Source organism: Stenotrophomonas terrae (assembly GCF_001431465.1).
GTDB lineage: Bacteria > Pseudomonadota > Gammaproteobacteria > Xanthomonadales > Xanthomonadaceae > Stenotrophomonas > Stenotrophomonas terrae.
Window position 1 is genome coordinate 1 of sequence record NZ_LDJJ01000041.1, and the last position, 20,055, is coordinate 20,055.

General features: G+C 65.4%; 18 protein-coding genes. 7 read left to right on the forward strand and 11 right to left on the reverse strand.

What is annotated here, in order from left to right; genetic code table 11:
- Positions 1-1,713, reverse strand: a 1,713-nt coding sequence (locus ABB27_RS12535; RefSeq protein WP_057629198.1) for a S9 family peptidase, incomplete at its 3' end; no start/stop codon positions are given.
- Positions 1,714-1,785: 72 nt separating this feature from the next.
- Positions 1,786-2,478: a glutathione binding-like protein gene (locus ABB27_RS12540; protein WP_057629129.1), complete on the reverse strand. Its 693-nt coding sequence runs from the start codon at positions 2,476-2,478 to the stop codon at positions 1,786-1,788.
- Positions 2,479-2,585: 107 nt separating this feature from the next.
- Here ABB27_RS12540 and ABB27_RS12545 point away from each other — a divergent pair, with 107 nt between their 5' ends.
- Positions 2,586-3,176 (forward strand): TIGR00645 family protein, encoded by a 591-nt coding sequence (locus ABB27_RS12545; RefSeq protein ID WP_057629130.1) that lies wholly within the window; start codon positions 2,586-2,588, stop codon positions 3,174-3,176.
- 210 nt (positions 3,177-3,386) lie between these two features.
- A complete protein-coding gene (locus ABB27_RS12550) occupies positions 3,387-4,379 on the forward strand; it encodes an energy transducer TonB (RefSeq protein ID WP_244479228.1) in 993 nt (330 codons plus the stop codon).
- Positions 4,380-4,654: 275 nt separating this feature from the next.
- On the opposite strand, the gene ABB27_RS12555 is transcribed toward ABB27_RS12550, so the two are convergent.
- From ABB27_RS12555 to ABB27_RS12580, 6 genes are all read right to left on the reverse strand, one after another.
- The gene (locus ABB27_RS12555) at positions 4,655-5,848 is read right to left on the reverse strand and encodes an ABC transporter permease (protein WP_057629132.1); all 1,194 of its coding nucleotides are present in this window, start codon (positions 5,846-5,848) and stop codon (positions 4,655-4,657) included.
- Positions 5,845-6,600: an ABC transporter ATP-binding protein gene (locus ABB27_RS12560; RefSeq protein WP_057629133.1), complete on the reverse strand. Its 756-nt coding sequence runs from the start codon at positions 6,598-6,600 to the stop codon at positions 5,845-5,847. The genes ABB27_RS12555 and ABB27_RS12560 overlap by 4 nt, the downstream gene beginning before the upstream one ends.
- 30 nt (positions 6,601-6,630) lie before the next feature.
- Positions 6,631-8,160 carry an alpha/beta hydrolase gene (locus ABB27_RS12565; RefSeq protein WP_152984562.1) on the reverse strand — a complete coding sequence of 510 codons (1,530 nt, stop codon included), beginning with the start codon at positions 8,158-8,160 and terminating at the stop codon, positions 6,631-6,633.
- Between the two features lie 69 nt (positions 8,161-8,229).
- Positions 8,230-8,427: a helix-turn-helix transcriptional regulator gene (locus tag ABB27_RS12570; RefSeq protein ID WP_057629134.1), complete on the reverse strand. Its 198-nt coding sequence runs from the start codon at positions 8,425-8,427 to the stop codon at positions 8,230-8,232.
- 9 nt (positions 8,428-8,436) lie between these two features.
- The gene (locus ABB27_RS12575; protein WP_244479229.1) at positions 8,437-9,021 is read right to left on the reverse strand and encodes a hypothetical protein; all 585 of its coding nucleotides are present in this window, start codon (positions 9,019-9,021) and stop codon (positions 8,437-8,439) included.
- 362 nt (positions 9,022-9,383) lie between these two features.
- Positions 9,384-10,133 (reverse strand): ferredoxin--NADP reductase, encoded by a 750-nt coding sequence (locus ABB27_RS12580; protein WP_083491294.1) that lies wholly within the window; start codon positions 10,131-10,133, stop codon positions 9,384-9,386.
- A gap of 98 nt (positions 10,134-10,231) precedes the next feature.
- On the opposite strand from ABB27_RS12580, the gene ABB27_RS12585 reads away from it, so the two are divergent.
- The 3 genes from ABB27_RS12585 to panE all read left to right on the forward strand — a co-directional run bounded on the left by ABB27_RS12585 (position 10,232) and on the right by panE (position 13,152).
- Positions 10,232-11,191, forward strand: a complete 960-nt coding sequence (locus tag ABB27_RS12585; RefSeq protein ID WP_057629136.1) for an ABC transporter ATP-binding protein — start codon at positions 10,232-10,234, stop codon at positions 11,189-11,191.
- Positions 11,188-11,982 carry an ABC transporter permease gene (locus ABB27_RS12590; RefSeq protein WP_057629137.1) on the forward strand — a complete coding sequence of 265 codons (795 nt, stop codon included), beginning with the start codon at positions 11,188-11,190 and terminating at the stop codon, positions 11,980-11,982. The genes ABB27_RS12585 and ABB27_RS12590 overlap by 4 nt, the downstream gene beginning before the upstream one ends.
- Before the next feature lie 231 nt (positions 11,983-12,213).
- Positions 12,214-13,152 (forward strand): 2-dehydropantoate 2-reductase, encoded by a 939-nt coding sequence (gene panE / locus ABB27_RS12595; protein ID WP_057629138.1) that lies wholly within the window; start codon positions 12,214-12,216, stop codon positions 13,150-13,152.
- Between the two features lie 15 nt (positions 13,153-13,167).
- On the opposite strand, the gene ABB27_RS12600 is transcribed toward panE, so the two are convergent.
- Positions 13,168-13,977: a TatD family hydrolase gene (locus ABB27_RS12600; RefSeq protein ID WP_057629139.1), complete on the reverse strand. Its 810-nt coding sequence runs from the start codon at positions 13,975-13,977 to the stop codon at positions 13,168-13,170.
- 234 nt (positions 13,978-14,211) lie between these two features.
- Between ABB27_RS12600 and hrpB the strand changes: the two genes are divergently transcribed.
- Together hrpB and ABB27_RS12610 are read left to right on the forward strand one after the other, a co-directional pair.
- Positions 14,212-16,824, forward strand: a complete 2,613-nt coding sequence (gene hrpB / locus ABB27_RS12605) for an ATP-dependent helicase HrpB (protein WP_057629140.1) — start codon at positions 14,212-14,214, stop codon at positions 16,822-16,824.
- Positions 16,825-17,230: 406 nt separating this feature from the next.
- On the forward strand, positions 17,231-17,587 hold the full coding sequence (locus ABB27_RS12610; protein WP_057629141.1) for a hypothetical protein: 357 nt from the start codon (positions 17,231-17,233) through the stop codon (positions 17,585-17,587).
- 96 nt (positions 17,588-17,683) lie between these two features.
- Here the strand turns inward: ABB27_RS12610 and ABB27_RS12615 are convergent, their stop codons facing one another.
- Both ABB27_RS12615 and ABB27_RS12620 read right to left on the reverse strand, forming a co-directional pair.
- The gene (locus tag ABB27_RS12615) at positions 17,684-18,799 is read right to left on the reverse strand and encodes a CaiB/BaiF CoA transferase family protein (RefSeq protein WP_057629201.1); all 1,116 of its coding nucleotides are present in this window, start codon (positions 18,797-18,799) and stop codon (positions 17,684-17,686) included.
- A 16-nt stretch (positions 18,800-18,815) separates the two neighbouring features.
- The gene (locus ABB27_RS12620) at positions 18,816-19,994 is read right to left on the reverse strand and encodes a CaiB/BaiF CoA transferase family protein (protein WP_057629142.1); all 1,179 of its coding nucleotides are present in this window, start codon (positions 19,992-19,994) and stop codon (positions 18,816-18,818) included.
- Positions 19,995-20,055 lie beyond the last annotated feature (61 nt).

Consider the following 20,055-nt stretch of genomic DNA (forward strand, 5'->3'; position numbering starts at 1 on the left):
GCCGAAGTCGCGGCCGCGACGCGGCGTGCCACGGTTGTCCAGCGAGAACACCACATAGCCGCGTTGGGCCAGGTACTGGTTGAACAGGTGGTCGCCACGGCCCGGCCAGCTGTCGGTCACGGTCTGCGAAGCGGGGCCGCCGTACACATAGACGGCAACCGGATACTTCTTCGCCGGGTCGAAACCTTCGGGCTTGATCACGCTGTAGTTCAGCGGGGTCTTGCCATCGGCGGCGGTCAGCGTGCCGTATTCGACCGGACGCTGCGCATCGCGGTATTTGGCGAACGGGTGCTTGGCGTCGGCCAGGTTGTTGTCCAGCAAGGTGGCGATCTTTTCACCATTGGCACGGAACAACTCGATCTGCGGCGGCGTGCTGTGGTTGGACCAGCTGTCCACGTAGACGCTGGCGTTCTTGGCGAACGCGGCGCTGTGCATGCCCGCGGTCTTGGACAGCTTGGTCGGTGCACCGCCGGCCAGCGGCACGGAATAGATTTCGCTGCCCAGCGCTGATTCCATGCCGGCACGGAAGTAGACGGTGCCGGTCTCTTCATCGACGGCCAGCAGCTCGTCCACCGGCCAGTTGCCGGAGGTCAGCGCGGTCATGTTGCTGCCGTCGGCGTTGGCCACGTACAGGTGCTGGAAACCGCTGCGCTCGGACGACCACAGGAAGCGGCCATCCTTGAGGAACTTCAGGCTGTTATGCAGCGGCACCCAGGTCTTGCCGGTCTCGGTGACCAGAACCTGCTGCTTGCCGTCTGCCAGGTTGGCTTCGATCAGCTCCAGCGTGTGCTGGTCGCGGCTCTGGCGCTGGAAGCTGAGGTGCTGTGGATCGCGCCAGTTGACGCGGGTCAGATAGATGTCGGTCTGCTTGCCCAGGTCCACCCAGTTGACCTTGGCAGCGGCACGCGGGGCGACCACGCCCAGGGTGACCAGCACGTTGTGATCACCGGCGGCCGGATAACGCTGCTCGATCATCTCCACGCGGTCGGCATACATCTCGTAGCGCTTCTGCACCGGCACCGGGGTTTCATCGATGCGGGCGAAGGCAATGGCCGAGTCATCCGGCGCCCACCAGTAACCGGTGTGGCGGTCCATTTCCTCATCGGCGACAAATTCGGCCACACCGTTGCCGATGGTGGCGCTGCCGTCGCCGGTCAGCTGCAGCTGCTTGCCGCTGGCCAGGTCGATCACCCACAGGTTGCGCTCGCGCACGAAGCTGACAAAGCCGCCCTTGGGCGAGAGCTTGGCGTCGGTGCTGAAACCTTCGCCGTTGGTGAGCTTGCGCACCGCATCGCGGCCCTGCTTGCCCAGGTCGTACAGGTACAGCTCGCCGCCGAGCGGGAACAGCAACGTCTTGCCATCTGGCGACCACTGGTAGTCGACGATGCCGCTGAAGGCGGCGATGCGCTGGCGTTCGCGGCGGGCCTTTTCGGCATCGCTCAGGGTTTCGGTGCCGGGCAGCACCACCTTGGAATCGACCAGCAGCCGGGTCTGGCCGCTGGCGATGTCGTACTCCCACAGGTCCAGCTGCTTGACGTCGCTGTCCTTGCCACGCAGGAAGGTGACCCGCGAACCATCCGGGGCCACCTTGGGCTTCATCAAGGTGGGGCCGGACAGCGGCGCATTGCCGGTGATGGCTTCGAGAGTGAGCTTTTCAGCGTGCACGGCGGGGGTGGCTAGGATCATGGCAAGGGCAAGAAACAAGGGACGCATGGTTTACCTGTCGGCGACAGCACGGATCGGCCCATCCTAGCCGAGCCCCGCCCGGACTGCCCCTGCCGTCAGTCAGTCACGCTTGCCGAACAGCAGGCGCTTCTCCTCATCGCTGAGCGGCTGCCCGGCCTGCGGATTGACGGTCGGGCCTACCGCATAGGCGCGCTGCGTGGCCGGGCGCGCGGCAATGGCCTGGTGCCAGCGGCGCAGGTGCGGGAAGGCATCGAAATCCACCGGCAGCTTGGCGTAGGCGCCGATCCACGGGTAGCTGGCCATATCGGCGATACCGTAGTCGGCGCCGCCCAGATAAGCGGCCTCGGACAGGCGCTTGTCCATCACCCGATGCAGGCGCCGCACCTCGCTGTCATAGCGCTCGATGGCATAAGGGATGCGCTCGGGCGCATAGACGTTGAAGTGGCCCATCTGCCCGCTCATCGGGCCCAGCCCGCCCATCTGCCAGAACAGCCACTCCAGGGTGGCGGCACGGCCACGCACATCCGCCGGGATGAAGCGGCCGGTCTTCTCGGCCAGGTACAGCAGGATCGCGCCGGACTCGAACACGCTCAGCGGCGCGCCGCCATCGGCCGGGGCGTGGTCGACGATGGCCGGCATCTTGTTGTTCGGCGAAATGGCCAGGAACTCCGGCAGGAACTGGTCGCCCTTGCCGATGTTGACCGGGTGTACCCGGTATTCCAGGCCGGCCTCTTCCAGGAACAAGGTGATCTTGTGGCCATTGGGGGTGGGCCAGTAATAAAGGTCGATCATGAATACGCCTCCGCAGAACCATCCTCAGGGTCCACTACGGTAGCTGCTTGGCAGCCTTCCGGGCGACCGGTAACCTCCCCTCTTTCCGCAACGCACCATCCTTCCCAATGTCTGAATACAAACCGCTGAGCCCGCTTTCGTCCCTGATCTTCGCCTCACGCTGGCTGCAGCTGCCGCTGTACCTGGGCCTGATCGTTGCCCAGTGCGTTTACGTATTCCTGTTCGGCAAGGAGTTGTGGCACCTGATTTCCCATGCCACCAGCTGGAACGAGCAGCAGATCATGCTGATCGTGCTGGGCCTGATCGACGTGGTGATGATCTCCAACCTGCTGGTGATGGTGATCGTGGGCGGCTACGAGACCTTCGTCTCGCGCCTGCGCCTGCAGGGCCATCCTGACCAGCCGGAGTGGCTGAGCCACGTCAATGCCTCGGTGCTGAAGGTGAAACTGGCGATGGCGATCATCGGCATCTCCTCCATCCACCTGCTCAAGACCTTCATCGAGGCCAGCCAGGTCGGCCTGCCGCTGTGTACCAAGGCGCTGATCGCCTCCGGCGACCTGTGCACCAAGTTCACCAGCGACGGCGTGATGTGGCAGACCATCATCCACTGCGTATTCATCCTGTCGGCGATCGGCATTGCCTGGACCGACAAGCTGATGTCCAACGGCCACGCCAAGCCGGCCGCCAACGCACACTGAGCCATCTCCGGTACGGGCGTCATAGCATGTGACGCCCGTCACCCTTTCATCCCGACGTCATCTTCGGCCGCCGCATCCCATGCCGGCGATGCTAGATTCGCGCATCACTGCTGAAATGGGCACGGCATCGGGAAATGCCGGCAGCCCGCGCCGTCGGGGCATACGCAGTCCACGTTCGTCGATTCAAGGGGATGTTTGATGTCGTACGTCATGAATAAAGGCAAGCTGCGCCTGCTGGCGCCCGCTCTTCTGCTGACCACGCTGGTGGCCTGTTCCGGCAAGGATGAGACCGCCGCACCGGCTGCTGCGCCCGCCACGCCGGCTGCAACCGCACCCGCCGCACCGGCGGTAGCCGAAAAAGTCCAGGCCATGGACACCCAGCAGCTGCGCGACCTGGCCAGTGCCGCCCTGCGCGAGAACCGCATGTATGCGCCGGCCGGCGACAACGCCATGGAGTACTACCTGGCGCTGCGCGACAAGCTGCCCGACGACGCCTCGATCAAGAGCGCGCTGACCGACCTGCAGCCCTACACCCTGATTGCCGCCGAGCAGGCCCTGAGCCGCGAGGACTTCACCGAAACCCAGCGCCTGATCGCACTGGTGGAAAAAGTGGACCCCACCGCTCCGGCACTGCCACGCCTGAAGCAAGGCGTCACCGGCAGCATGCAGGTTGCCGAGCGCCGCACCGTTGAAGAGGCCGACAAGGCCAAGAAGGACGCCGAAACCCGCGCCAAGCAGCAGGTCGAGCAGCAGCGCATGGCCCAGCAGCAGGCTGCCGAAGCCAGCGCCGCCCAGCAGCTGGCCGCCAAGCAGGAAGCCGCGCGCAAGGACAGCGAACGCCAGGAAGCCGAGCGCCAGGCCGCCAGCCGCCGTGAAGCCGAGCAGCGCAGCGCGGCACAGGCCGCCGCCCAGCAGGCCGCCGCGCCCAAGCCGGCAGCCGCCGCTGCACCCACCCTGCGTGCGGTCAGCACCCCGGCCCCGCGTTACCCGGCCGACGCACTGCGCTCGGGCACCTCCGGCGAAGTGCTGGTGGAACTGAGCATCGGCACCGACGGCTCGGTCACCGACGCCCGCGTGCTGCGCGCCACCCCGGCACGCGTATTCGACCGCGAAGCCTTGAATGCGGTGAAGCGCTGGAAGTTCGAGCCGATCAACAGCCCGACCACCACGCGTCGTACCTTGGCGTTTGCGCCGAACAAGTAATTGGTTTTTTGTTTGCGAAAAAGCCCGGAGCGATCCGGGCTTTTTCGTTTTTTGTAGTGCCGAGCCATGCTCGGCAGAGGCCTTACCGGGAAAGCCCCTTGCCGAGCATGGCTCGGCACTACAGGTGAAGCAAAAACAAAGGCCCGGATCGCTCCGGGCCTTCGCGGCTTTTGGTAGTGCCGAGCCACGCTCGGCAGAGGCCTTACCGGTTCGGCTTGCCGAGCATGGCTCGGCACTACACCCCGCCAGGCCAAGCATGGCCCGGCGAAACGCTATCAGCCTGAGATCGCCAGGCGCTCCTGGCGGTAACGCCATACCGCTACTGCCCACAGCAGCACCGCCAGCAATGCCGAGGCAGTCAGGTACACCGCCCATTGCGTCGCCGATGGCATCTCGCCGCGGGTCACTTTCACCAGCATCTGGTTCTGCGACAGGAACGGCACCGCGTACTGCCACAGCTGGGTGTCCTTCAACGGGTAGGCCATCAAGGCATAGCCCGGCAGCATCGGCAGCAGCATCAGCCAGACCATATGGCTCTGTGCCTCCTTCATGCTCTTGGAGCTGGCCGACAGGCAGGTCAGCAGCGCGGTGCCCATCAGCACCAGCGGCAGCAGGATCACCAGCAGCTTGCCCATCGCCGCGAAGCTGACATCCAGCGAGCGCGCAGCGCCGCCGCCGATGCTGGCACTGATCTTGAACGAGATCAGGATCAGCAACATCGAGGCCAGGCCCAGTACCACCGCCGCCAGCATCTTGCCGCTGACCAGCGCGCCGCGTGCGGCCGGTGTGGCCAGCAAAGGCTCCAGCGATTGCCGCTCACGCTCGCCGGCGGTGGTGTCCATCGCCAGGTGCGAACCACCGATGAAGGCGAACAGCATCAGCACCAGCGGCAAGACCACCGACAGGAAGATGCCGCGTTTGGCCTCGGCCGTTGCAAGATCACGTGTGCCGACATTGAGCGGTGCGGCCACCGCCGGATTGACGCCACGTGCCAACAAACGCAAGGCACCCACCGATTGACCGTAAGTACCCAGCACACTGCGTACGCGGGCGATCTGCACGTCGCCGGTACGGCGGGTGGTGTCGGCGACGATCTCCACCTTGGCCGGCTTGCCGGCCTGCCAGTCGGCGGCGAAGTTCTCATCGATCACCAGCGCGAGGTCTTCGCGCTGGCTGCGGATCAGGGCTTCGTAGTCAGCAGTTGCTTCGGTGGCATTGATGCCGCGGCTGGCCAGGAAGGCGACCAGGTTCGGCGCGCGTGCAATGCCTACCACCGGGATGCTCAAGTCCTTCTCCAGCTGCGTTTCAGCACGCAGGTTGGTCAGCTTGTTCATGCCCAGGAACAGCAATGGGTAAAGCAGCGGTGCGGTCAGCAGGGTCAGCAGGAAGGTGCGGCGGTCGCGGGCGAAATCACGCAGCTCCTTGCGCATCACCGTGAAGATGGCGCGGAAGTATCCAGTCTGGCTCATGCGTGCAGGCCCTCTTCGCTGCCGATCAGTTTCACGAACGCATCTTCCAGGTTGTTCTCGTGGGCCTGCTCGCGCAGTTCCTCCGGCGTGCCCTGCGCCACCACCCGGCCCTGGGCAACGATCACGATGCGGTCACACAAGGCGGCCACCTCCTGCATGATGTGGCTGGAGAAGATCACGCAGCGGCCTTCCTCACGCAGCTCCTTGAGGAAGCCACGCAGGCCGCGGGTGGTCATCACGTCCAGGCCATTGGTCGGCTCGTCGAGGATAACGTTGCGCGGGTCGTGGATCAGCGCGCGGGCAATCGCGGTCTTGGTGCGCTGGCCCTGGCTGAAACCTTCGGTGGCACGATCGAGGAAATCCTCCATCTGCAGTGCCTTGGCCAGGCGTGCGGTGCGCTCGACGATGGCGGCCGAACTCATGCCGTGCAGCTCGCCGAAATAGTCGATGTTCTCGCGCGCGGTCAGGCGCTTGTACACGCCGCGCGCATCCGGCAACACGCCGAGGCTGCGTCGCACCGCGTTGGGATCGACGGCGGCGTCGACGCCATCGACCAGCACGCGGCCGCTCTCCGGCGTCATCAGTGTGTACAGCATGCGCAGCGTGGTGGTCTTGCCGGCGCCGTTGGGGCCGAGCAGACCGGTGATCTGGCCGTCATGGGCGGTGAAGCCCACGTCATCAACGGCAATCACCGGCGTCTTGTCCTTGCCCTTGCCGGGGAAGGTCTTGCGGAGTCGTTCTGCAACGATCATGGAAGCGGATTCCTCAGTGATGCGGTGATGTCACGGTTCCCAGCCATTGAAGCTGGTGAACGGCGGCACGTAGTTGAGTTTTTCCAGGCAGGCACCGTCGAGCGCCTTCGGGTCGGTCTTTTCAATGAACTGCGCAAACAGCTTGGGCATGCAGCCGGCACCGATCACGTTGTGGCCCTGGCCACGCAGCACGAACAGGCGCGCGTTATCCAGATGCTTGACCACCTCCTCGCCATAGCGCGGCGGGGTCACCGGATCGAACTCGCCTTCCAGCACCAGCGCCGGCACCTTGCCGGCCAGCGGTGTGTGGAAGTCGGCCGGAGCGGTGCCCTTGGGCCAGCTGGCGCACATCGCGGCCATCGACTGCGCCATCTGGTTGCCAAGCACGGTGTTCTCATCGGCGCTGTTGGCCACCATGCTTTCGTTGTCTTCGCTGCATACCACCGACAACTGCATGCCCATCGCCATGGCGTCCTTCATCTCGCCCTGCAGCATCTGCGTCAACGCCATCAGGTTGTCGTAGCGGCCAGCACTGGCTTCATGGATCAGCTTGGGCAGCAACGCGCCGGCGGCCGGCATATAGGCATACATGCGCACCAGCCCGGCCACGGTTTCGGCGCGCAGCTCGCCTTCTCGCTGTTCGCCGGTGCCGGCATCGCGGTACTGCACCGTCACTGGCTGCGCACGCAGCTTGGCCAGCAGCGCGTCCAGCTCAGCGCGTGGATCGCCCAGCTTGTCCTTGCACGAGGCGGTCTTGGTGCATTGGGCGAACTGCAACTCCAAGGCATCATCCAGATTGCGCGCAAAGATGTTGCCCAGCTGCAGGCTGTTCGGCACCACCGAGTCGAGCACGATGCTGCGCGTGGCCTGCGGGTGGCGCATGGCGTATTGCTGGGCCACGCGGGTGCCGTAGCTGACCCCGACCAGGTTGATCTGCGGCGCACCGATGGCCTGGCGTACTGCTTCCAGATCGGCCACCGCGTCGGTGGTGGTGTAGAAACGCAGATCGGCCTTGCGTGACAACTGGGTGGCGCAGTTCTGTGCCGCGGCCTGCATCGCTGCGGTACTGAAGTCGGCATCATCCGGCGTGTCGCAGGCCAGCAGATTGGATTTGCCGGTGCCGCGCTGGTCCACCAGGATCACGTTGCGATGCTTGCGCACCTCGGCAAATGCCGGGTCCACCTGCGGATAGGTGGCAACAGCTGCCTGGCCCGGGCCACCGGCCAGGAAGAACACCGGGTCCGGCTGCAGGTCGCTTTCCTTCTCCGGGGCAAGCCAGGCGATGTTCAGTGCGATCTTGCGGCCCTGCGGGTTTGCCCGGTCTTCGGGCACTTCCAGGGTGGTGCACTGCGCTTCCAGGCTGTCGCGGCTGCCGTCCGAGCTCAGACTGCAGGGTTGGAAGTTCAGGCTGCCCAGCGTCTGCGGCTTGCCCGTAGCAACCGCGGCAGCGGCGGCCTGCGGCGCGGCAGGCGCGGGGCTATCGGTGGACCGCACCAGGCGGTAGCCGACGATACCGGCGATCACGGCCAAGGCGAGGATGGTTTGGGTCTTGCGGGACATCATCGGAACAGCCCCTCACGGTTGAAGGAAATTAACGGGTCTACCTGCATCCAGACGTGGGCGCGGCAGCTATGTGACATCAGGAAAGAAAATTTCTTCGATGCGGCTTTCATACAGGCGGGCAATGCGGAATGCCAACGGCAGGCTGGGATCGTATTTGCCGGTCTCCAGCGCATTGACCGTCTGCCGGGAGACTTCGAGCTGCTCGGCCAACTCACCCTGTGACCAGCCCTTGGCCTCGCGCAGTTCGCGCAGTCGGTTATCCATGGCCGGCGCTCAGTTGTAGCGCCGCACGACCACGGCCTTGGCCAGCCCGTAGGCCAGGCAGACCAGCGGGAAAACCCAGATCATTGCCGCACCGGCAGGAATGTCGATCACCTTGGCGACCTGCAGGAAGCCGCCGGTCAGGTAGACCAGCGAGACGAAACCGGTGGCGAAGCTGACCGCCTCCAGCTCGATGCGTTGCTGCAGTTCATCCACATCGCGGATGTAGCGGACCATCGCCCGCAGCATCAGCACGACCGGCGGCACCGGCAACAAGGCGACCAATGCGCGCAGCAGCGGTTCATCCACCCGCTTGAGCAACAGGCTCGATGCGACCAGCAGCACCATATAGCCGGCCATGGCCAGCATCACCTCGCGGGTATAGCGCTTGCGCAGCTTGGCCGGGGCAGCGTCGCAGCCATCGGGCATGAAGCGGCGCAACAGCGCTGCCAAGGCCAGGCCAAGGGCAATACCAAACAGAATGCCGGCAAACTTCGGCTGCGCGCCCATCGGCTGCCATAGCAGCAGGGCGCAAGCGAGCACTGCGGACGCGGCAGCCGCCAGCAGCATGCCGACGGTCCAATAGCTGCGGCTCATCGCCCTGCCCCTTGCGCCAGCAGCTGCTGGCCGCAGGCGACAGCGACGTCGATCGCGACGAACTGGCGGGCGATGGAACCCGTCGTCGTGGAACAGACAAGACAGCTGCAATGACGCATGGCCCAACTCCTGTAAAGCACGCTTGACACATCCTGCGGTCAGCCCGGCCAGCCTGTCAAGCAGCCTTTACAGATGGAAACGGCGATTACGCTCCCCATTGCCCGGGCCAAGCCGGCAAGACCGCATCCACAACGAAGAAAGGCGCGAACGAAAGCGTCGCGCCTTTATGCGGATCAAAACCAGATGCGAGCCGGACAGGACGGCTCGGCAGCAAGGGCGACTGCAGCACAGCCGCCAAGGCCTCATTTGCTGCTGACGTATTTCTCGCGGCGGATCTGCGGCATCGTCAGCCCAGCTTGCTTCAGCGCTTCCACGCAGGTATCGACCATGTCCGGGTTGCCGCACAGGTAGGCGATATCGCGGGCCGGGTCCGGCGCGATCTCCGCCAGCTGCTGCTGCACATAACCCTTGCGGACATCCGGGTGCGGGTTTTCCGGCAGTTCCCGCGACAGGCAGGGCATGTAGCGGAAACCGGGGTTGGCAGCGGCAAACGCGTAGAAATCGTCGCTGTAGAGCAGCTCTTCCGGCGTCCGCGCGCCCTGCAGCAGTACCACTTCCACGCCACGCTCCACCATTGCCGCATGCAGCTGCGGCAGCATCGAGCGGTACGGAGTGACGCCGGTGCCGGTGGCGATCAGCAGGTAGCGGGCGTTGTGGTCGCCCGGCTGCAGGCAGAAGCGGCCGAATGGACCGCTGCCGCTGACGTGGTCGCCCAGGTCCATGCCCTCGAACAAGGCCGTGGCAGCGCCGCCGGGGACGAAGCTGACCGCGATTTCCACTGCCTCGCCCGGGCCCAGGGTGCGGTCATGGATGGTGGCCAGCGAGTAGCTGCGCTTGGTCGGGGTGCCGTCGGCGTAATCGAAGTGAATCTGAATGAACTGACCGGGCAGGAAATCCAGCGGCTGGCCGTCATCACGGACGAACTGGTAGTGGCCGATGCTCGGCGCCAGCATGTGGCGGCCGACCAGCTTGAGGGGGAATTGGATTGGCACAGGAGGGGAACAGTGTGTAACCGGGCATGGACCACGGGGGCTCCTATAATACCGGCCTGTACTTATCCGACGCCTGTACTCGGCGCGAAGGCCAAAGATTGGACTCCCGTACCCCCGCCCCTCCCGGCACAGCCGCGCTGCGCATCACCGACCTGCGCAAGACCTATGACAATGGCGTCGAGGCCTTGAAGGGCGTGTCGCTGGAAGTTGCTCCGGGCGACTTTTTCGCCCTGCTCGGCCCCAACGGCGCCGGCAAGTCGACCCTGATCGGCATTGTCTCTTCACTGGTGAACCTCAGCGCAGGCCAGGTGCAGGTGTTCGGCAGCGACCTGGTAGCCGAACGCAGCGCGACCATGCGGCTGATCGGGCTGGTGCCGCAGGAGATCAACTTCAACCTGTTCGAGAAGCCCTTCGACATCCTGGTCAACTACGCCGGCTTCTACGGGATTCCGCGCGCCGAGGCCGAGGTTCGCGCCGAGGAAGAACTCAAGCGCGCGCACCTGTGGAACAAGGCGCAGATGATGAGCCGCACCCTGTCCGGCGGCATGAAGCGCCGGCTGATGATCGCCCGCGCGATGATGACCCGGCCGCGCCTGTTGATCCTCGACGAGCCCACCGCAGGCGTGGACATCGAGATCCGCCGCGACATGTGGAAGACGCTGCAGGAGATCAACGCCGCCGGCACCACCATCATCCTCACCACCCATTACCTGGAAGAGGCCGAGCAGCTGTGCCGCAACCTGGCCATCATCAACCACGGCCGCATCGTCGAGCAGGGGCCGATGCGCAGCCTGCTGGCCAAGCTCGACGTGGAAGGCTTCCTGTTCGACATCGACGGTGAACTGCCGGCGCAACTGCCGCATATCGAAGGCGCCACCCTGGTCGCCACCGATGCGCACACCCTGGACATGGACATGCCGCGCGCGATGGACCTGAACCGTGTTTTCGACGCCTTGAATGCCGCCGGCATCCGCGTGCGTTCGATGCGCACCAAGAGCAACCGCCTGGAGGAGCTGTTCGTGCGCCTCACCGGCAACCTGGAGAACAGCGCCGCATGAGTACCCCCGTTCCCGTGACCGACAGCAGCCGCAACTGGGTGGCGCTGGGCACCATCGTTCGTCGCGAGGTCAACCGCATCCTGCGCATCTGGGGCCAGACCCTGGTGCCGCCGGCCATCACCATGACCCTGTACTTTCTGATCTTCGGTGGCCTGATCGGCTCCAAGATCGGGCAGATGGGCGGCTACAGCTACATGCAGTTCATCGTGCCTGGCCTGGTGATGATGAGCGTGATCCAGAACAGCTACGGCAACATCAGCTCCTCGTTCTTCGGCGCCAAGTTCGGCCGGCATATCGAAGAGCTGCTGGTCAGCCCGATGCCGAACTGGGTGATCCTGGGCGGCTATGTGGCCGGCGCGGTACTGCGTGGCCTGATGGTGGGCGTGATCGTGCTGATCATCGCCATGTTCTTCACCCCGGTGCGCATCCCGCACCCGCTGGTGACGCTGAGCACGGTGCTGCTGGGCGCGACGATCTTCTCGCTGGCCGGCTTCATCAATGCCGTCTATGCGAAGAAGTTCGATGACGTGGCGATCGTGCCGACCTTCATCCTGACCCCGCTGACCTACCTGGGCGGCGTGTTCTACTCGGTGACCCTGTTGCCGGGCTGGGCGCAGGCGATGACCCATGCCAACCCGATCTTCTACATGGTCAATGCCTTCCGCTACGGCCTGCTCGGCAGCAGCGACGTGCCGTTGTGGGTGTCGTATGCCTTGATGCTGGGCTTTGTTGCCGCACTCACCAGTCTGGCTTTGTGGCTGCTGCGACGGGGCGTAGGCCTGCGTAGCTGAGAAAAGGCGCCGAAAGGCGCCTTTTTTTGGTTTTATTTTGGCGTTTGTGGGAGCGGCGTAAGCCGCGAAGCACCAGAACCCAGACGCAAAAGCATTACCCCTCCCCAACCCTCCCCTTGCCTACGGCAAAGGGCGGGAGCTGCATCTCGCGGCTCACGCCGCTCCCACAAAATCTTCGGCACCAACACCTATGATGGCTCCACTCCCCTTCAGTTGATGGATAACCAAGCGATGCGCATCCTGATTCTCGGTGCCGGTGGTACTGGTGGTTACTTTGGTGGTCGGCTGGCCCAGGCCGGTATTGATGTCACTTTCCTGGTGCGGCCCAACCGCGCTGCACAGCTGGATCGCGATGGTCTGGTGATCCGCAGCCCGCTCGGCGATGCCGCATTTCCAGTCGCCCACGTCACAGCCGAGGCCTTGCCGCAGTTGGCAAAGGAAAAGCCCTTCGATCTGGTCATCCTCAGCTGCAAGGCCTATGACCTGGACAGTTCGATCGACGCGATCGCACCTGCGGTAGCTGCCAACACCACCGTGCTGCCCATCCTCAATGGCCTGCGTCACTACGCCGCCCTGGATGCGCGCTTCGGAGCCGAACGCGTGCTCGGCGGGCTGTGCTTCATCAGCGCGACCAAGGCCGAAGACGGCGCGGTGCTGCACCTGGACAAGCCGGCCAAGCTGACCTTTGGCGAACGCGATGGCGCCACTAACAGCGCGCGTGTGACCGCCTTGGCCAAGGCCTGCGAACAGGCCGGCATCGATCACGTCGCCTCGGCCGACATCGCCCAGGAGCAATGGATCAAATACACATTCCTGACCGCACTGGCCGCCGGCACCTGCCTGATGCGCGCCGATGTTGGCACCATCGTCGCCAGCGACCACGGCAGCGCTTTCATGCAGGCCTTGTATGCCCAATGCCTGGCGGTCGCCGCGCAGGCCGGCCAGCCGATTCCTGCGAAGGCACAGGAGATCGCGTTGGGCGCCATCACCAAATCCGGCTCACCGATCAAGGCGTCGATGCTGCGTGACCTGGAAGCCGGTCAGCGCGTGGAAGCCGCGCATATCGTCGGCGACATGCTTAGCCGGGCGCTTGCCGCCGGGCAATCCGCACCGCTGCTGCAGGCGGCGTATTGCCACCTGCAGGCCTACGAGGCCCAGCGCACGGTTTGAAGCCGGCGCCTGCGCTCAGACCGGCGGCAGGCGGAAGAAGGCACGGGTCGCCGCGGTCGCATTGGCCGCGGTAACGGCCACGTCCTCGCCACGATCGCGTGCAAGCTCTTCGACAATATGCGACAGGAACGCCGGCTCGTTGCGGCGGTCCTTGGGCAGCGGTCGCATCGTGCGCGGCAGCAGATACGGCGCGTCGGTTTCGATCATCAGCCGCTCGGCCGGGATGTGCTTGACCAGCTCGCGCAGGTGCGCACCACGGCGTTCGTCGCACAGCCAGCCGGTGATGCCGATATACCAATCGCGGTCCAGGTAATCGAACAGCTCGCGCCGCTCTGCGGTGAAGCAATGCACCACCGCCGGGCCGAGCTTGCCGTCGAAGTTCTTCATCATCGCCAGGAAGTCATCGTGGGCATCGCGCTGGTGCAGGAACAAGGGCTTGCCCACCCCATCAACCGCCAGGTCGACGGCTATCTGCAACTGCCGCTCGAAGGCCTTGCGCTGGGCCGGACGCGGCGAGAAATCGCGGTTGTAGTCCAGCCCGCATTCGCCCACCGCCACTACTTCTGGGTGCGCCTGCAGCGCGCGCATTTCGGCATCGCATTCGTCGGTGTATTCACTGGCGTGATGCGGATGCACGCCGGCGGTGGCATACAGAAAACCGGGGTGGCGCTGCGCCAGTGCCAGCGCCATCGGCGAATGCTCGCGGCTGGCGCCGGTGATCACCATCTGCACCACGCCGGCGGCCTTGGCGCGCTCCAGCACCGCGTCGAGGTCACGATCGAAGGATTCGTGGGTGAGGTTGGCGCCGATGTCGATCAGTTGCATTGAGCTGGAAGTAGGCAGACAGAAAGCGTGATTGTAGAGGTTTGGTCCCAACCCAGCCCCCCAACCATGAACGAAGCCCGGTAGCCCGGGTAAGCGCAGCGCACCCGGGGCAGTTCGCTGAATCGCAGGGAGCGCGCGAAAAGCCCCGGGTGCGCTTCGCTTACCCGGGCTACAGGCTTACCCGGGCTACGCGGCTACCGGGCGCTTGGCGCGCGCGGCTTCTACAATGCGCCGATGGCAATTGCATTCCCCATCACCCCGCTGCTCCCCGACATCCTGCAACAGCTGGCCGCGCATTCGCGGCTGGTACTGGAAGCACCGCCCGGCGCCGGCAAGACCACTCAGGTGCCGCTGGCACTGCTGGACGCGCCGTGGCTGCAGGGCGGCAAGATCCTCATGCTGGAACCACGCCGCGTGGCCGCGCGCAGCGCCGCCACCTTCATGGCCCGGCAGCTGGGCGAACCGGTGGGCGAAACCGTTGGTTACCGCATCCGCTTCGAGAACAAGGTTTCCGCGCGCACCCGCATTGAAGTGGTGACCGAAGGCATCCTGACCCGGATGCTGCAGGACGACCCGCTGCTGGAAGGCGTGGGCGCGCTGCTGTTCGATGAATTCCACGAACGTCATCTGTCGGCCGACCTGGGCCTGGCGCTGGCGCTGGATGTGCAGGCCCAGCTGCGCGAGGACCTGCGCATCGTGGTGATGTCGGCCACCCTGGATGGCGAACGGCTGGCGCAGTTCCTGGACGCACCGCGCCTGTCCAGCGAAGGCCGCAGCTACCCGGTGGACGTGAGCCATTTCCCGGCGCGACGCGACGAAACCCTGGAAGCACAGACACGCCGCGCGGTGGAACAGGCGATGGCCGAGCATCCCGGCGATGTATTGGTATTCCTGCCGGGACAGCGCGAGATTGCGCGGGTGCAGGCGGCTTTAAGCCCCTCCCCCTCCGGGGGAGGGGTTGGGGAGAGGGCCGGGGGCGCAGCCACCCGCACCAACCAATTGCACGGGGCTTCGCCCGCACCCTCATCCGGCGCTGCGCGCCACCTTCTCCCGCAGGGAGAAGGGTACGAGGTGCTCCCCCTGCACGGTGAGCTGCCGATCGAACAGCAGACCCGTGTGCTGCAGCCCGATCCCGAAGGCCGTCGCCGCGTGGTGCTGGCCACCAATGTCGCCGAATCCTCGGTCACCCTGCCCGGCGTGCGGGTAGTGATCGATGCCGGGTTGGCGCGCGAGCCGCGCTACGACCCCAACAGCGGTTTCTCGCGGCTGGATGCGGTGAACATCTCGCAGGCCTCGGCCGACCAGCGCGCCGGCCGTGCCGGCCGCGTGGCATCCGGCTGGGCGTGGCGGCTGTGGCCGCAATCGCAGCGACTGGAACCGCAGCGCCGCCCTGAAATGGCGCAGGTGGAACTGGCCGGGCTGGCACTTGAGCTGGCCGCCTGGGGCAGCGACCAGCTGCGCTTCGTCGATCCGCCACCGGCAGGCGCGCTGTCCGCCGCGCGCGAACTGTTGCGCGGACTCGGCGCCTTGAACGAAGACAACAGCATCACCGCGCTGGGCAAGCGCATGCTGGCGATGGGCACCCACCCACGGATGGCGGCGATGCTGCTGTCCGCGCAGAACCCGCGCGAACAAGCCCTGGCCGCCGACCTGGCCGCGCTGCTGGAAGCACGCGATCCGCTGCGCCAGGGCGGCGATGCGCTGGCCGCCCGCTGGCGCGCCTTGGCCGCGTTCCGCAGTGGCCGCGCGCCGCACGACGCCAACCGTGGCGGCCTGGCCGCGATCGACGCTGCTGCCAAACAATGGCGGCGGCGCCTGCGCTGCGAGGCGCTGCCCCCGGCCGATAGCGAAGCACACGCGCTGGGTGATCTGCTGGCGCATGCCTTCCCCGACCGTATCGCCACCCAGCACCCGACCGATCCACAGCGTTATCAATTGGCCAACGGCCGCAGCGCGCGCCAGTTCGACAACAGCGACCTGCGTGGCGAGCCGTGGCTGGTGATCAGCGAACTGCGCCACGATCCGCGTGATGCACTGATCCTGCGTGCGGCACCGGTGGACGAGCAGCGCCTGCGCCACGACTTCCCCGACCGTTTCAAGACCCAGGACGTGGTGCGCTGGAACAGCAGCAAACGGGCGCTGGAAGCGCGCCGTGAGAGCAGCTTTGAGCGCATCGTGCTGGACAGCCGTTCCGCCGGCCAGGTGGACCCTGCACGCGCCGCACGTGCATTGACCGACGCGGTGCGTGAGCTGGGCCTGGACGCCTTGCCGTGGACCGAAAACCTGCAGCAATGGCGCTGGCGGGTGATGGGGCTGCGCCACTGGATGCCGGAGCTGGAACTACCCGACCTCTCCGACGCGGCGTTGCTGGCCATATTGGATGATTGGTTGCTGCCGGCCTTCAATGGCAAGACGCGGCTGGATGCCCTGGCCGAGGAAGAGCTGGGCGAAGCACTGAAATCCGGTCTTGATTGGGGCAGGCGGCAGCTGGTGGACAAACACGCACCGCTGCGCGTCAGCGTGCCCTCGGGCATGGAACGGCGCATCGAATACGCGCTCGATGATGACGGCATCAGCCCGCGCCCGCCGGTGCTGGCGGTGAAGCTGCAGGAGCTGTTCGGCCTGGCCGATACGCCGCGCATCGCCGATGGCCGCGTGCCCTTGCTGCTGCACCTGCTGTCACCGGGCGGAAAGCCGCTGCAGGTGACCGGCGACCTGCGCAACTTCTGGCAGAACACCTATGCCGAAGTCAGGAAGGAAATGAAGGGGCGCTACCCCAGGCATCCGTGGCCGGATGATCCGTGGAGCGCTACGGCGACGCATCGGGCGAAGCCTCGGGGGACTTGATTGGGGTTTGGCGAGGCTGCGGCGACGGCGAAGGCAAAAGCGAGAGCAAAAACCAGAGCAAAAGCACCCCTCCCCAACCCTCCCCTTGCCCATGGCAAAGGGAGGGGGTGGTTCTTGGCAATCTGTCAGTGTGCAGCGCAGCCGCACTGGCCCCCTCCCTTGCGCTACGCGCAGGGGAGGGTTGGGGAGGGGTTGCCGTTGGTTTTGATCCTGCCGTTGACTCCGATCTAACCTTTGGCAGTGATCCTGATGCTGACTGCGAGCCTTGCCAGCCGTGCAGCTCCGCATTGCCGTTGCTTCAGCTTCAGCCTTCCACAACAGCGCTCGGCACTTCCCGGCTAACATCCCCTACACGTCCCTCTGGTAAAACTCAGGGTCTGACCTGTCACCACAAGGAGTCCCCCACATGAGCAAGTTCAGCGATATCACCGGACCGGCACTGGAACGCGCCCTGGAACTGGTCAACAACGCCGGCGGCGGCATCAAGCACGGCGGCTCCAGCGCTGCCGAATGGCTGAAGACCGGCGCCGCGATTGGTGCGATGAAAAGCGGTGGCCGTGCCGTCACCCGCGCAGCCAAGCGCAACCCCACCGCTACCGTCGCCGTTGCCGCCGTAGGCCTGGGTCTGCTCGGCTATGCGCTGTACCGCCGCAACAAGCGCGACAACGAAGCCATTGAAGCCAAGTCGCGGCAGATCGCGCAGCGCCGTCGCCATGCGGCCAGCGTGACTGACGAAACCAGCGATATCGGCAGCGACGCCTGAGTCTGTTTTTTTGAGGTGGGTGCTTGAAGCACAAGCACCCCCTCCCCAGCCCTCCCCTTGCCGCTGGCAAAGGGAGGGAGCAGGTCCCGCGGTGTGTTAGAGGCCCAGCTCGGCCAGGACCGCTGCGGTGGACTGGCCGATGCCATCGAGCTGCGGATTGATACGCCCCGGTTCGTTGGCAAACTTGATCGGAATGCCCAGGTGGGTACCACCCTGCGCATCGGTCCAGACCATCTCACGCGCACGCGTATGCGGATCGTTGAAGGCCTCGGTAAGTGTCTTGACCGGTGCCCAGCACACGTCGATGTCGTGCAGGAACAAGGTCCACTCCACCAGCGTGCGGCGTGAGAAGGTTTCCGCCAGGAATTCCTTTACCGGATCCTGAGCGGGACCAGGCGGCAGATGGCATAGATGGATCAGATCGGCACGGCCCAAGGCGTTGAGCAGGTTCTCGGCGAACTTGTGCTCGGCGCCGCCCAGTGCGATCCAGCGGTCATCCGAGCAGCGGTACAGCTTGTACAGCGCATTGCCGCCCCAGCTGCGTTCTTCCTTGATCACCGGGTCGCGGCCCAGCGCGAACGGCGGGCCCAGCACGTTCGGCAGCCAGGCCATCAGCGCGTCCTGCATCGACAGGTCGATGTAGTCACCCTCGCCGGTCCGCTCGCGGCGGAACAAAGCCATCAGGATGCCGTTGAGCGCCATCAGCGAGCCGGCCATATCGGCCACCGGCATATGCGGCATGGCCGGCGTGCCATCCGGCGCACGGTTGAGGCTGACCACGCCGGTATCGGCCTGCATGGCCAGATCGTGCGCAGGGCGGTTGACCTTGGGGCCGGTCTGGCCGAAGGCACTGATCGCGCAGTACACCAGCCTGGGGTTGATCGCCTTGCAGCTGGCGTAGTCGATGCCCAGGCGCTTGGCCACACCGGGGCGGAAGGCTTCCACCACCACATCGGCCCATTCCACCAGCCTGGCGAACGCGGCCTTGCCGGCCTCGCTCTTCAGATCGAGCACGATGCAGCGCTTGCCGCGATGGGTGTTGCGGAACCAGGTACTGACCCCGGCCTGCTTCAGACCGACCTCGCGCACCGGTTCGCCGCTGGGCGGTTCAATCTTGATCACCTCCGCGCCGTGGTCGGCCATCACCATGGTCAGGTGCGGGCCGGGCAGGAACAGCGAAAGATCCAGTACGCGTACACCTTCAAGCTTCATCATCAACTCCGTTGCCTCACGCGCCAAGCAGGCGCGCGCGGTCTGCATCGTTGTAACCGAGCTCGCGCAGCAGGGCGTCGGCATCGGCATTGAGCGGCGGGCAGGCATTGCCACTCAGGCGCTGGCCATCGAGCTTGATCGGATTACGCAGCAGGCGCTGGCTGCCGCTTGCATGCGCCACGTCCTGCAGCATATCCACGTCGCGTACATAGGGATTGTCCAACGCCTGGGCGATATCCAGTACCGGCGCAATCGGAATGCGGCCGGCGAACAGCTGCGTCCAGTGCGCGGTCGGCTGGGTGCCGAGGATGGTGTCGACCAGCACGGTCAGTTCGTCGCGCACCTTGCGGCGCTCGGCGAAATTGGCGAAGCGCGGCTCGGCGGCCCAGGCCGGATTGCCGATGCCTTCGACAAAGGTCTGCCAGAACTTCTCCAGCATGCACATCACCATCACCCAGCCATCGGCGGTGCGGTAGACCTGGCACGGCACGGTGGACGGATGCGCGCTACGTGACAGGCGCTCGGTGCGGTGGCCCTCGTTGAGGTACCAGGTGGCCGGGTAGCTGAGCTGGTGCAGGGCCACATCGAACAGGCTGACATCGACATCACGGCCCTGGCCGGTGCGCATGGCACCGATGATGGCAGCCAGCAGGCCCATCGACATGGTGGTGCCGGTCATGAAATCGACCATCGACAGACCGAAGCGTGCCGGCGGCGCATCGGGTTCACCGGTCAACGCCATGAAGCCGGCTTCGGCCTGCATCAGATAGTCATAGCCCGGCCACGCCGCGCGCTCGTTGTCGCGACCATAGGCGGACAGGTGGGCACAGACGATCTTCGGGTTGAGCTTGGACAGCGTGGCGTAATCCAGGCCGAGCTTGCCAGGCTGATCGCCACGCAGGTTGTTGAGTACGGCGTCGGCGCTGGCAACGAGCTTCTCGAACACTTCGCGGCCTTCGGCGGCCTTCAGGTCCAGGCGCAGCGAGCGCTTGTTGAGATTGAAGGTCTGGAAGAACAGGCTGTCGCCTTCGCCCAGGAAATACGGGCCGGTGGCGCGCGATACATCGCCGCCCGGCGGTGATTCGATCTTGATGACTTCGGCGCCGAGGTCGGCCAGGTGCATCGAACCATAGGGGCCGGCACCGTACTGTTCGACGGCAAGGATGCGTAGTCCCTGCAGGGGAAGGTCTTTCATGTGTGGCCTCTGGGTTTTTAAAAAGCACCGCGGCTGGTTGAGGACCGCGGCGAAAGAGATG